This window comes from Variovorax sp. 38R (assembly GCF_014843395.1).
Classification (GTDB): Bacteria; Pseudomonadota; Gammaproteobacteria; order Burkholderiales; family Burkholderiaceae_C; genus Variovorax; species Variovorax paradoxus_H.
The window spans coordinates 3,635,162-3,648,965 of sequence record NZ_CP062121.1 but is presented as its reverse complement, the minus strand read 5'-3'; the positions used below and the strand labels follow the sequence as shown (position 1 = coordinate 3,648,965).

5 protein-coding genes are annotated in these 13,804 nt (G+C 69.4%); all 5 read left to right on the top strand.

What is annotated here, in order from left to right; translation table 11 throughout:
* Window positions 1–2: 2 nt before the first annotated feature.
* On the top strand, window positions 3–1,775 hold the full coding sequence (locus IG196_RS16770; protein ID WP_192192014.1) for a hypothetical protein: 1,773 nt from the start codon (window positions 3–5) through the stop codon (window positions 1,773–1,775).
* A gap of 2 nt (window positions 1,776–1,777) precedes the next feature.
* Window positions 1,778–3,469, top strand: a complete 1,692-nt coding sequence (locus IG196_RS16765; RefSeq protein WP_192192013.1) for a hypothetical protein — start codon at window positions 1,778–1,780, stop codon at window positions 3,467–3,469.
* A 1-nt stretch (window position 3,470) separates the two neighbouring features.
* Window positions 3,471–4,508, top strand: a complete 1,038-nt coding sequence (locus IG196_RS16760) for a hypothetical protein (RefSeq protein WP_192192012.1) — start codon at window positions 3,471–3,473, stop codon at window positions 4,506–4,508.
* A gap of 80 nt (window positions 4,509–4,588) precedes the next feature.
* Window positions 4,589–6,595, top strand: coding sequence for a hypothetical protein (locus tag IG196_RS16755; protein WP_192192011.1), 2,007 nt, complete (start codon window positions 4,589–4,591; stop codon window positions 6,593–6,595).
* Between the two features lie 99 nt (window positions 6,596–6,694).
* Window positions 6,695–13,690, top strand: a complete 6,996-nt coding sequence (locus tag IG196_RS16750; protein ID WP_192192010.1) for a PLxRFG domain-containing protein — start codon at window positions 6,695–6,697, stop codon at window positions 13,688–13,690.
* Window positions 13,691–13,804 lie beyond the last annotated feature (114 nt).

Sequence of the window (13,804 nt, the reverse complement as noted above, 5' to 3'; positions counted from 1 at the left end):
CCATGCCCGTGGGCCGCGCCGTGGCGGCTGCGCGCGGGCTCGACGAGAGCGGCGTCGCCTTCCTCAAAAAGCGCGTGCTCGGAGGTGCCGTGGCTGAGAAGAAGGGCGCGTTCCTCTACGTCAGCAACGCGCAGAAGGAAGAGGAACCGGTGCTCTGGTACATCGTCACCCGCGATGCCGACGGCTCCCAGCAATTCGCCCTCGGCGTACCCACGCGCGCCCCGCAGGTCAAACGCCGGCGCCGGTTGCGCGCGCTGACCTTGGCCAGCAACTTCGGCGCCTTCAACCTGCAGCTGTACGTGGGCGGCGGCTACCTGCTCGCCGCCGACTATCGCCACGGCATCAACTGGAGCGACACACGGCCGCGCCAGAGCTTCGCGCTGCTGCCGCGCGCCACTGACCGGGCCAGCACCACGCTCGTGGCTTCGCTGAGCGAGGACAACACGCCGGGCGCGGCGGTGCTCTTCGACGATGTGCTGCAAGACGGAGCCTGGCTGCTGCCCGTGGCCTATGGCGCCGACACGTCGGCCGTCGGCGGCGCCACGCTGTTCGCCTCGGGCTGGGATGCCACGCGCCAGGCCTACCGCTTCGGCATGCATGGCCTCTGGTACGACCCGGCTGCCAACGTTGCCAAGCGCCGTTTCTTCGTGGGCGGCACCGACGACCGCAAGCTCGTCGAGGTCGCCAGCCCGTTCGCCGAGGTGGACAGCTCCAACTGGCCGCTGCGCTGGTCGAGCGTGAACATCCAGGCTCGCCAGCCCGCCAACCTGCATAGCGTCACGGTGCCGCGTGGCCCGTCGCGCACGACCGAGGGCGGCGGCTCGGGCAACGTCGTCACCTACCTGGCATATCCGGCGCCGCTCAAGGCTCTGCGCTCTGCAGACCACGGCACCACCTGGGCGCTCGCTGACCTCGCCGAGCTGACGCCGCACCTGTACCGCCGGCGCTACACCAGCGAAATCGTGGACTACAACTACGCGCACGACGACACCTGCGCGGCGCACGTCGCATCGCCCATCGGCGGCGGCCGCATGGCGCTGGCGCTGGTGTGCGCCAAGCTCTACGACCACACGTACACGCCCAGCGAAGCCTCGGATTCCGTCACCGGCGGCGAGTACGCGCCGATGGCGACGAAGTGGAAGTTCTTCGTGTCGGATGCGAACGGCCTGAACTACGAGAACAGGCCGTGGCCGCTCGACGACGAGCACGGCATTCGCTGGCCCTGGCCGCCGACCTTCGAGGCGGCCATCGACTTCAAGGGCTGGCACCTGACCAACGAACAGGGCTGGGCCCTCGGCGCCTCGCAACTGTCGGCCGGCCCCGGCTCTTTCTTCGTGCCTATCTGCCGACTGGAGAGCGAGGGGCCGCCCACCGCTGAGCAGCTGCGCGACGCGCCCATGCGCATGCTCTGGACGGTGGACTACGGCGACACCTGGCAGATGAGCGAGCCGCTGCCCGCCGATCTGCGCACCGTCGGCCTGAACGATGGCGAGCGCCTCGGCTTCCCCGGCGTCAGCTTCACCGTCTGCCGCGGCATCACGGCAGACGACGACGGGCTGCTGTATGCGGTGGTCGTGCGGCAAGGGGAGGGCGCGGTGCTGTGGCGCACCGACGCGCGTTTCTCGGCCTTCGAGAAGGTGCGCATGCTGGAGGCAGACCTGCAGGCGGCGCCTCTCTTCGAGCTGCGCGCCAACGCGCAGAACGCGGTGTTCGTCGGCTCGCGGACTGTCGCGGCGTCGGTGCGGCCGGGCTTCACCGGCTTCGACAAGGACTGAACATGGCGAACACTCTCACGCGCCTGGGCCTGCGCTACTCTATCCCCGGCTACCCGTACCAACCTGCGCGCCCCGGCTACTGGACCAGCGTCCCGGTCGTCGTCGAAGAGCCGATCTACGGGAAGTCGCCGGGCGGCACCTTCATCGACAGCACCGGGAAGGTGGTGCACGTCCCCGTCACGGTCATCGTCGGCTACCGGCGCGTGACCACCATGCGCGCGGAGTACATCCCGCCCGTGGCCGAAATTCCGGGCGTGCCGACGACGACGGCGGAGAATCCGCCGCGCGGCTGGACTTCCTTCGCGCGTTCCATCGGTGCGATCCCTGCTGCCGGCACCGCCACATGGAAGGTCGTGCACGGCACCAATGGCGCGGCCGTGGGTCTGGCGCCCTGGGCCGCGCCGGAGTCGGGCTACGGGCACATCACGCACGGCCTGGTGTTCCTCGACGGCTACGCGCGCCTGCTGCGCACTGGCGCCGTGCTTGGCACCTTCGCCGATGGCGACACCTTCACGCAGGACGTGGATGCCGTCAACGTGGTGTTCAAGAAGAACGGCGTCGAGCTGGCGACCGAGGCCAATGTCTACCCGGCCTCGACCCCGCTGCACCTGCAAGGCGTGCTGTACAGCGTCGGCGACAGCCTGACCGATCCGGCGCTGGCGACCGCGGCCCCGCCGTTGGCAAACACTGGCAGCGGGTCCGTGGTTGCGCCGCAGTTCGCCGTACTGGGAGGCGATGCCGCCATCAGCCAGGGCGCGGTGGTCGCGCCGCAGTTCACCGTGTCGGGCTACGGCGGCGGTGTCGAGCCGGCACCGATCAGCTACGGCGGCGTGGCCGCACCGCAATTCGCAGTCGCCGGCGTTGGCGCCGTGACGCACACGGGCGAGGGCGCAGTGACCGCGCCGCAGTTCGCCATGCTGGCTTCCGAAGAGGCCTATGGCGAGGGCCGCGTGACGGCGCCGCAGTTCACCGCGCTGGGCGTGGCCTACCCGCCCGGCATGGAATACGCGCTCGACGTGATCCTGTTCGATGTGCCGATGCTCGCGCGCTCCGAGCGCATCGTGGATGCTCGGGACACGTTCACCGTCGATGCACCGATGTCGGCCGAGCAGTCGGCGATGGTGGACGCGCGCGACGCCTTCACCTTCGACGTGGTGTTCAGCTTCATCGGCGACCAGGTGGCCGACGCCCGCGACGTCTTCTGGTTCGATGTGCCCATGCTGGTGGCCTCGGACAGCACTGGCGATGCGTGGGCCGTGAACCTCGACGGCTTCGGTTCGACCACCTACTCGGGCTTCACCTTCAACAGCTTCGCCAACATCGGCGGCCGGTACTTCGGCGCGGCAGCCACCGGCATCCACGAGCTGGACGGCGGCACCGATGCCGGCGCGCCCATCCGCGCCGCCGTGGACTTCGGCGATGTCGACTTCGGCGACAGCTTCAAAAAGACCGTGGCTGCGTGCTATCTGGGCATGTCGAGCACCGGGTACCTGTTCATCAAGATCCTGGCCGAGGGCCAGGAGTTCATCTACCGCACGAGCGGCTACAGCGAGCACATGCAGCAGCAGCGCGTGATCTTGGGCAAGGGCCTGCGGCCCAACTATGCCGGCCTGCAGCTGTTCAACGACGACGGCGCCGATTTCGCGCTCGACTCGGTGGAGTTCCTGCCCGTCACCATGACTCGGAGAATCTGAAATGGCCACCACCCCACCCATCCCACCCGGCGGCATCGTCTCCGTTCCGACGCCTGAAGGCGGCGTGGGCGCGCCCATCGTGGTCTCGCAGATCGTCAACGCGAAATGGGCCAACGCGGTCGCGATGTTCAACCGCGCGTACACGCTCAACGACAAGGCCGTGGACATGCTCGACCCGGCGCCGCAGATGGCGACGCCCGTGCTCGACACCAGCTATGTGCCACCCGTCAAGCCAACGCTGCCGGTGGCTGATCCGAATGAGGCCAAGTCGATCTATGACGACGCCTACCAGCAAATCGGCAACCTGATCGAACAGGGCTTCTCCACGTTCCTCGCGGAGAACTTTCCGACGGGCCCGTACTGGAATGCCGCGCTGGGCTGGCTGGAGCGTGCGCTGACGCAGGGCGGCACCGGGCTGAACGTCGACGTCGAGCGTGCGCTGTGGGAGCGCGACCGCGGGCGCTTCCTCGGGCAGAACGAGCAGGCGCGCCAGGAGGGGCTGGCAACCTGGGCCAACCGGGGATTCGACCTGCCGCCCGGCGCGCTGGCCAACCAGCTGCATTCCCTCGACCTCGAGGCCGGTCGCCAGCTGGCCGCGCAGAGCCGCGACATCGCCATCAAGAGCTTCGAGGCCGAGCTGGAGAACACGCGCTTCGCCGTGCAGCAGGTGCTGGACCTGCGCCTGCGCAGCATTGCTGCCGCCGGCGACTACATCCGCACACTGATGCTGGGCCCGCAGACGGCGATGCAGCTGGCGCTCGGCCAGGTAGGTCTGCGCACCGACTACGCACGCACGCTCACGGCGCTCTACCAGGCCGAGAACGCAGCGCTCGAGCCGCGCGTACGGCTGGCCATCGCCGATGCGCAGATCAAGCTAGAAGGCGAGCAGGCGAACCTACGCGCGCGCACGCAGACGATGAGCGACCGTGTGCAGGCCGCGCTGGGCAACGCCAAGATGACGGCGGATGCTGCTGCAGCTTCGTGGAACGGAATCGGCGCAGGTGCTTCGATCAGCGGCAGTGACAGCTCTTCGGTGTGATGTGCCTGCCCCCTCTGGGGTTTGGCGCTCCGCACCGCACCCGAAAGAATCGCGCGATGCGACACATGAAGGGATAGGCCATGTACGGCTTTCAACCACGCTCGGCACGCAAGGCCCAGCACAAGGCGAACGGTGGGCCCATCCGTGGGCCCGGTACCGGCACGTCCGATTCCATTGAAAAGACGGTGCCCGAGGGCAGCTACATCATGCCGGCGGACTCCACGGAGCAGCTCGGCGAGAACCAACTGGCTGGGCTGGGCGCGCCGGTGCCGGTGCGCGTCAGCAATGGCGAGTTCGAGCTGCCGCCCGAGCAGGTGCATGCCGTCGGCGTGAAGGCGCTCGACGCCATGAAGGGTGCCACGCACGCACCCACTGGCGGTGCGCGCGGTTTCAAGCCACGAGGCGCCGAACCGCCCATGTTCTTCGCCAACGGCGGCGACGTGACGCGCGTGGGCAACTCGTACAGCGGCGGCGACGTGTCCGGCCAGGTCACGGTCAACGGCGGTGCGCCTGGCGGCACGGTGAGCACGGTGGGTGGCTTCAAGGCGCCGCCGCCTCCGCCTGCACCTGCGAATCGAACCGTATCGGTCCTCCTGCCGACGCCGCGCACCGCGCCTGCGCCGGTCGCCGCCGCCGGCCCAGGCGTCATCGACAGCTCGGCGCAGCGTCAGCAGTTCTTCGACCAAGCGACGACGGGCACGGCGGCCGCGCAGGGGTTCGCGCCACGTAGCGCGCGCGCACCCAGCGCGCCGGCGCCGATCTTGCCCGGTGGTGCGCGCGGCTTTCAGCCCGCGGGCGGGCAGGGCGCGCCCACGCCATCGTCCGGTGGCCTGCTTGGCGCATCGGAGCACGATGCCTTCGGCTTCCAGCCGCGTGGCTTCGCGAACGGCGGTGCCGTGACGGATGAGGAGCGCGACCGCGCGGTCTTCGGCGTCTACCCGAAGCCCAGCAGCATGCGGAGCACGAATGCCAATGACGCGGCGCTGCGGCGCGGCGTAGTGGCCACCGGCCCCTCGAGCTTCCAGCCGGCCAACGACCTGCCGGCGGCCACCGCGCCTGTGCGTATGAACAACCTTACCGATCCGCGCAGCACCCAGTTCGCCGGGCCAGCTTCCGAGCGGGCACCGGTCGGGTTTACCGCGCCGGGCACTGCCGCCCCGAAGACACTCGAGCAGGAGCCGGGTGCCGCTGCTGCGAGCGCTCCAGCCGCCGCGCCGGCACCGGTGACCGAGGCAACGCCGGCCAGCGCGCAGGGATTCGCGCCAGGCCAGCGGCGCAACGTCTTGGGGTCGACGGAAGATGCGAATGCGCAGGCGGCTGAGATCCGCGCTGCCAACGCCTCGCTGCCGCAGGGTGGCGCAACCATCATCGACGGCGCGGGTGGCGCACAGGCCGCGCGTCAGCGCTTCTTCGACGATGCGAACCTGCGCACGGCGGCCGCGCGCGGCTCCTGGTCGCCGCGCCGCGGTTTCCAGCCGGACGAAGGTGCCGTGCGCGCCGCAGCTCTTCCTGTGCAGGCCCGTGCCGCGGCCGACATCGAACAGGTCCGACAGGCCGGCGATGTTCAGCGGGCCGCCGTGGGCTTTCAGTCGCTCGCGCAGCGCGAAGCGGCCGCCGCGCGCATGCAGGGCGAGCGCATCGCCGCCGAGGACCGGCGTGCAGCCGATACCAACTCGATCCGGCGCGACGAAGTGGCCGGCGCGAACCGGCTGCGCGATGTGCAGGTGTCGGCGGCCCAGGATGAAGCCGCGCTGCGCCGCACGCTGCTGGACCCGAATGCGTCGACGGCCGACCGGGCGAAGGCGCAGCAGGCCTTGCTGGCGGCTCAGGGCAAGGTGGCTTCGCCTGAGTGGAGCGTTCAGGTCACGCCTGCGACGAAGAACGCGGACGGCAGCTCAACCGAGGGCAGCATCTACCGGGTCAATAAGACCACGGGCGAGGTGCAGCGGGTTGATGGGGCGGGTGCGGGCCGCGCCGCGCCGCCGGGCGGAGCCATTCAAGCCCTCAAGGCCGATCCGAAGCGAGCAGCAGAGTTTGATGCCAAGTACGGTGCGGGTGCTGCCCTGCGGGCCTTGGCAGGCCAGTGAAGTAGTCGTGAGTGTGGGCAGGGTGCAGCTTGCATCTGCAGGTCGAGTGCAGCCCCTGTAGGGTTCGACTACCCAGGTCAAGGGCGGAAGACTTTGGGGATGGCAGAAAACTACTTTGACCGTTTCGACCAGCAACCCAAGAGCGGTAACTACTTCGACGAGTTCGACGAGAAACCTGAGCCCGCGAAGCGCGGCGCGTTGGCCGTAGCCAACGACACGGCGATCGAGGCCGCCAACGCGGTGGCCGGCGGCGTCTCGGCCGCGGCCAACTTCGTGAAGCCTGGCAATTCCGTCTCGAAGTTCATCGACGACAAGATCATCAAGGCCGGCGAGGAATCGCAGAGTGATGTGGTCAAGGCGTCGAAGAAGAAATTCCGCGACGACGTGGAAGGCGCTGACGGTGTCGGCGATGAGCTGAAGGCGGTTGGCGGCTACGTGCTCGAGAACCCGCTGCTGTCCGCGGCGCAGGCGGCCGGCTCGTTCGTCGGGCCCGGCGCGGCGATCAAGGGCGCTGGCGCGGCCGCGCGAGCTGCCGGTGCTGGCGCGAAGGCTGTGGAGCGCGCAGGCCTTGCTGGTGGTGCGGCTGCTGGTGCAGCGATGGCCGGCGGTGATGCTGCGGGCACGGCCTACGACCTCGCGTCGAAGGCAGGCGCGACCGATGACCAGGCCACGGCCGCGGGCCGACAGGCCAGCGTGATCCCGGCGGTGGTTGGCGCCGCGGGCAGTCTGGTTGGTGCAGAACGCCTGGTCGCCGGCGCCAAGGGCTTCGGCGGCAACGCGCTCGCGCGTGCGGGCAAGACGGCCGCCGTCGAAGCCGCGCAGGAAGGCTTCGAAGAAGGCATCACGCAGTACGAGGGCCAGCGCGCGGCGGTTCCGTTCGATCCGACCATCGACCCGACGAAGGGCGTGGCAGCCGCGGCCGGCATGGGCGCTGCGCTGGGCGGCATTACCGGTGGAGGCGTTTCGCTGCTGACCGGCGGGCATGGTGGAGCTGCGCCGGCGCCGGCCGCTGCACCGCTGCTGCTTACGAATGAACCCGACCCGCTGGTGGCCTTCCCCGATGGCACCGTGGGCCGGCAAACCGAGATCGACGCCTATCTGGCCAGCCTTCCCGAAGACCAGCGTGCGGCGGAGCGCGCCCGCATGATGGGCCTGGGGCCCGAGGCGGTTGCACCTGCACCGGCGCCCGCAACCGCAGGCGCGGAGGATGCGCGCCGCAGCGCCATCACCCGCATGAACGAGCTGAATCAGCAGGAACGCGGCGAGCCTGCCGTGGCCCAGGTTGCGCCGCCCGACGGCGCGGCCCTGCTGGCGCAGCAGCGCGCAGCCGAAGAAGCGGCGCGCCAGGCTGACCTCGATGCGTCGCGCGCCGTGACCGGGCCCGATGACGAGATCCTGCAATCTATCGGAGCAGTCGACGCGGCTCCCACACTGCCTTCGCAGCGCATGGGCCTGGACCTGGCTGCCGGCCCGCTGTCGTCCGCGGCGGTGGTCGCGGTGGACAGCGGCGCGTCGCGGCAGTTGGCCGACCAGGCCGCGCTGCAGCAGGCGGCCGAAGTGGCGAAAGAGCAGGGCGACGCCGAGCAGGTGGGCCTCGACTTCTCCGCCGAGCGACCGGGCCGCGAGCAGCTCGTCGAAGCGCACGCAGCTGATCTGCGGGAGCGCCTGGACTTTCTGCAGCAGCAAGGGCGCGCCGGCGGCTGGGATGCGCGGCTCATTGCGGAGCGTGACCGAGTGCAGTCAGAGCTGGACGCGCTGGCGCCTGCGGTGGCGGCACCAGCGCCCGCACCCACAACCGTGAAGGAAGGTGTTGAGCAGGCCCGCGCGCGTCGCGGCGCATCGAAGGGGGCGGCATCTGCGCCCGCCGCCGCGCCAGCGCAGGGTGCCGCCGTGCCTTCCGACGCTGTAGCAGCGCGGCCGAGCGCTTGGCGCACGAACGCGCTGCAGGCGCGCAAGGTCGCGAAGTCGCTGGGCATCGACGCTGGCGGCCTGCGCACGCCGCAGATCGTCGCGGCCATCGATGCGCGCGATGCACAGGTCCAAACGGAACCCCAAGGAGGTGAAGATGTTGCAGCCGCACGTGGTGTTCGGATGGCAGATGACGGCGTACAGCGCACTGCTGATGCTGCGCCGCGCGCGGGAGACCAGCCGCAGCGAGACGCGGAGCCTGCTGGAGGTGCTGGACAGCGGGGCGGAGATTCCGCCCGAGCTGCACCCGCTGTGCCAGAAGCTGTACCTGATGCAGCTCGCGCCGGCGAGCGCCAGCCTGCACTGAGCGAAGAGGCCGCGCCCGCCGCTGCTGTGGACGCTGCGGCGCACGAGGCCGCCACGAGCCCGCTGAACGACACGCCCGAGCCGACGCAGGCGCAGAAAGAAGCCGGCAACTACAAGCTCGGGCACCTGTCCGGCGCGGATGTGCAGGGCCTGCGCCTCAGCATCGAGAACCCGCAGGGCAGCACGCGCAGCGGCACGTCGCCGGACGGCACCGAATGGAGCAACACGATGGCCGCGCACTACGGCTACGTGAAAGGCACCGAGGCCGCAGACGGCGACCACGTCGACGTTTTCGTCGGCCCGCACGCTGCCACTGCGCCCACGGTCTACGTGGTGGACCAGGTCAATGCTGACGGCTCCTACGACGAGGCCAAGGCCCTGTTCGGGTTCAACACTGAGGCCGAGGCCGTGGCCGCCTACCGTGGCAGCTACGACGCTAACTGGAAGGTGGGCCCGATCACCGCGATGTCGGTGGACGAGTTCAAGGCAGGCCTAGCGGCGGCGCGATTCATGAAGCCGCTGGATTCCAGTCTTGCCGATGTGCCGTTCCGTCGCATGACCGACGCGGACGGGACCCAGGGGCTGTCCCCAGCCGTCGCGAACGCGATGCGTGCGCTGAGCCGGCCGTCCTACTCGCCGGAGGCCCGCATGCAAGCAGTCACTGGCGTGCAGAAGACCGTGGACGCCATTCGTGCAGCTTGGGGCAACGGGCCTGACGTCGTGGTCGCGTTCGACATGGGCGATCCTGTGGTGCCGGCAGCCGCGCGGCGCGCTGACTTGAAGCAGCGCAGCGGCGGCGCACGCGGTGCGCCGGAGGGCTTCTACTACCGTGGCAAGGCCTACCTGATGGCGTCTCGGCTGTCGAGTGCCCAGGACGCAGCCCGCGTGCTCTATCACGAGGTGCTGGGCCACCATGGGCTGCGCGGCCGGTTCGGCAAGCAACTCGACGGCGTGCTCAACCAGATCGCGACGACGCGGCGCGCGGAGGTCGACGCCAAGATCAAGGAATACGGCCTGCGCGGGGTGAACAAGCTCGACCGGCGCGCGGCCGCAGAGGAGGTGCTGGCCGAAATGGCGCAGCGCACGCCCGAGCTGCACTTCGTGCGGCGCGCGGTGGCAGCGATCCGAGCCTGGTTGCGTGAGCATGTGCCGGGCTTTCGGGGCCTGCGCCTGACCGACGACGAGATCATCCGCAACTTCATCCTGCCAGCACGTCAGTTCGTGGAGCGCGGCGCCGGCGCGGCCGCTCCAGACCCCGGGCCGAGTTTCAGTCGTGCGGAGGACGCCGCGGCGCCGCAGCGCCAGGCATCGAACTTCGCGGAAGCTCGAGAAGCAGCCAAGGCGTTCCAGGGCACCCCCTTGCTGAACATCGAGACGGGGATGAAGGCGGTCGTGTCGCGTAATTCGCTGGACAAGATGCTCAGTGCCAAGTCCGTGAGCAAGTCCGAGACGCCCGCAACCCATGCGATGGCGGTGGCGAACGTCGATGCACTATTTCGGGAGGCGATCCTGGGTTGGAGCAAACCTGATCGGGGGAACGATCCGAACATCCGGGCCATTCACCGCTTTTTTGCGCCGATGGAGGTCGACGGGCGGTTGAAGCTGGTCAAGCTGACGGTGAAGGAAAACGCAAAGGTCGAGGGCACCAATCCGCTCTACACGGTCGAAGCTGTGGAGCTCAACGACAGCGTGCCCGGCCGGCAGTGGGTCGAGGCGGCAGCGCGCGAAGATGGGCTGACGCTGGACGAAAAAAATCCCCTGCAGCGGGAGTGGGCCGACGAGATAGCCAGCGATGCTGGCCCTAGATCAGCCCTCGCGCAGCCCCGCGGGGTGAACCCGGGCCGCTCTGCAGAGGACGTCATAAGTCTAGCGGAACAGATCGAACGCGGCAACGCGGCCGGCGGCGAGGCTGGTGATACCGACATTATGTTCAGCCGCTCGAAGGTGGCGGGCTACGCACGCACGGCCACGGCCGAGCTGAACAAGACGTTCAGTGCGCCGGGCACGCTGTCCTGGTGGCACAAGACTGTGGGCACGATGTACCACCTCGCCGAGCGCTCGCCGGCCTTCAAGCCGGTGTTCGAAGCCGCGCAGGCCTTCGTGGACGACGTGAGCTTCTTCGCCAACGACGCCGCCGAGTTGGCGCCCAAGTTACTACCGAAGCTGGAGACTTGGCGCGACACCCTGAAGTCGCCTGTAGCTGCCGCCGATAACAAGGCTGTCGCCAAGCCAGTGTTCGAGGGCACGCTGACGTGGGCCCGCGACGAGCAGCGCAGGGCCGTACCGGTGCAGAGCCTGATCGATGCGGCCGCCGGTCTGACTGCCGAGCAGAAGGCGCAGCGCTTGCTGCGCAATGGCCACCTCGACGAGCGCATGCTGAAGGCGTGGCAGGGCATGCCTCTGGAGTCCTACGAGAAAGCGGTGGGCACGCGCTTCGAGTCGCGCATGCTGCAGGCGGGCGTGGTCTGGAGCGATGCCGAGCTGCGCTCCATGTTCAACCTGAACGATGGCCAGGTGGAGCTCTACCGCGAGTTCCGCGAAGCGACCGACCGCAGCCTGGACACGATGGCGCGGGCCGACATGCTGCGCTACGCAGGCGACGACGCCAAGGGCCTGCGTGGCATGGTGATGGATGCGCCGGATGCGCAGTCGGCCGCGGTGCTGATCCGCGACCACCTGGTGCAGCTGGCGGGCGACCAGCCCGACCGCGCGACCCTGCTGCTCAACACCGCCAACGGCGTCATCGACCGCGCGGACAAGGTGCGTGACCTGCAGGCCCGCGGCTACGCGCCGCTGTCGCGCTTTGGGCGCTTCACCGTCGATGCAGTGGACGCGGCCGGTGAGCGCCAGTACTTCGGCCTGTTCGAGACTGCACGCGAGGCCAACACGATGGCGGCGCGTATGCGCGAGGAGTTCGGCGAGGCCGGCGTCAGCCAGGGCACGCTCTCCGAGGAGGCCTTCAAGATGTTCGCCGGCGTGACGCCGGAGACGCTGGAGCTGTTCGGCAATGCCCTCGGCCTCGACTCCACCGGCGACAGCGCGCAGGACAAGGCCTTCCAGGACTACTTGCGCCTCACGAAGACCAACCGCAGCGCCATGCGTCGGCTGATCCACCGCAAGGGCATCGCCGGCTTCAGCGAGGACGTGGGCCGCGTGCTGGCGACGTTCGTCTACAGCAACGCGCGGCAGACCGCCGCCGGCCTGCACATGGGCGACCTGGGCGAGGCCGTGACTGCGATCCCGAAGGCACAAGGCGAGCTGAAGGACGCTGCGGTGCGCCTGGCCGAGTACGTGAAGAACCCGCAGGAAGAAGCGCAGGCGGTGCGCGGCCTGCTGTTCGCGCAGTACCTGGGCGGCTCGATCGCATCGGCGCTGGTGAACGCGCTGCAGCCCGTGCAGGTGACTTTCCCGTGGCTGAGCCAGTACGGCGGCGCCAAGGCGGCGGCCGCGCAGATCGGCCGCGCCGCGAAGGATCTGGCAGCACGCGGTAAGAACTACGAACCGGACCTCGCGGCGGCGCTCAAGCGCGCCGAGGCCGAGGGCGTGGTGGCGCCGCAGGAGGTGCACCAGCTCATGGCCCAGGCCCGCGGCGCTGGCTCGCTACGCTCGGGCGACGGCACCCGGGGCGGCGACCTGCGCGCGCTGGGCCAGAACGCGCTATCGCGCGTGTCGCTGGCATGGGGCAAGGTGTTCGGCGCGGCCGAGCAGCTGAACCGCCGCATCACCTTCATCGCTGCCTACCGCACCGCGAAGGCGCAAGGCATTGCCGACCCTGCTGGGTTCGCGCGCCAGGCCATCACCGAGACGCAGTTCCTGTACTCGAAGGCCAACAAGATGGAGTGGGGCCGCGGCGCCGTCGGCGGCACCCTGATGACCTTCAAGACGTACTCGATCGCCTACCTGGAGCTGCTGAACCGCATGTACACGCAGGGCGGGCCCGAGGGCAAGCGCGCGGCGCTGCTGGCGCTGGGCATGTTGATGCTGATGGGTGGCGCCGGTGGCCTGCCGTTCGCCGAAGACCTAGAGGACGCGGCCGACGGCCTGGCACAGATGATGGGCTACAACTTTTCGGCGAAGAAGGCGCGGCAGGAGTTCCTCGAGAGCATGCTGCCGCGCGGCATCGCACAGTTCATCGACAAGGGGGTGAGTGGTCTGCCGGGCGCGCCGCTCGACGTGTCGGGGCGTCTGGGCATGGGCAACCTGATTCCCGGCACTGGGCTGCTGCTGGAGAAGACTCGCCACGCGCGCGACGTGCTGGAGATCGCGGGCCCGGCCGGCGACTTCGCCAGCCGCATCCTGTCCGGCGGTCGCAGTGTGCTGACGGGCGACGTGGGAGCCGGCGTGCTGGAAATGTCGCCGGCGGCAGTGCGCAACGCCGCGAAGGGCGCCGACATGGCGGCCACCGGCATGTACCGCGACGCCAAGGGCTACAAGGTGCTCGACACCAACGCGCTGGAGGCGGCGATGAAGGCCATCGGGTTCCAGCCCGGCAGCGTCGCCACGATCCAGGAGGCGAACCGCATCAGCCAGGGCGCGAAGGCCTTCTACAACCTGCGCGCCCAGGAGATCCGCGCTCTGTGGGCGCAGGGCATCTTCGAAGGCGACCCGAAGAAGGCGCAGGCCGCGCGCGACCAAGTGGCGGCGTGGAACGAGAAGAACCCCGAGCAGCCGATGCAAGTGCGCATTCCTGATGTGATGCGGCGCGTGCGCGAAATGCGCAAGAGCAAGGACGAGCGGATCGCGGACACTGCGCCGCGCGCGATGCGCGCCCAACTCCGAGAGGATGCCGCGCGCGTGCGGGCCGAGATCGCGTCAGAGTGAACTTGCGAACCAGCGGCAAGCTATTGGGCCCTGAGCGGACCTAGCCCCAAGCCATTTCACCTTCCGAGAGCGGTCGCTCAATGTTGAAGCGACAGGCCCGCAGCGACGGGACGG

Excerpts from the sequence above, each read along its gene's own strand:
- IG196_RS16760 (WP_192192012.1), top strand. The coding sequence starts at position 3,471 with ATGGCCACCACCCCACCCATCCCACCCGGCGGCATCGTCTCCGTTCCG.
- IG196_RS16765 (WP_192192013.1), top strand. The coding sequence starts at position 1,778 with ATGGCGAACACTCTCACGCGCCTGGGCCTGCGCTACTCTATCCCCGGC.
- IG196_RS16755 (WP_192192011.1), top strand. The coding sequence starts at position 4,589 with ATGTACGGCTTTCAACCACGCTCGGCACGCAAGGCCCAGCACAAGGCG.
- IG196_RS16750 (WP_192192010.1), top strand. The coding sequence starts at position 6,695 with ATGGCAGAAAACTACTTTGACCGTTTCGACCAGCAACCCAAGAGCGGT.
- IG196_RS16770 (WP_192192014.1), top strand. The coding sequence starts at position 3 with ATGCCCGTGGGCCGCGCCGTGGCGGCTGCGCGCGGGCTCGACGAGAGC.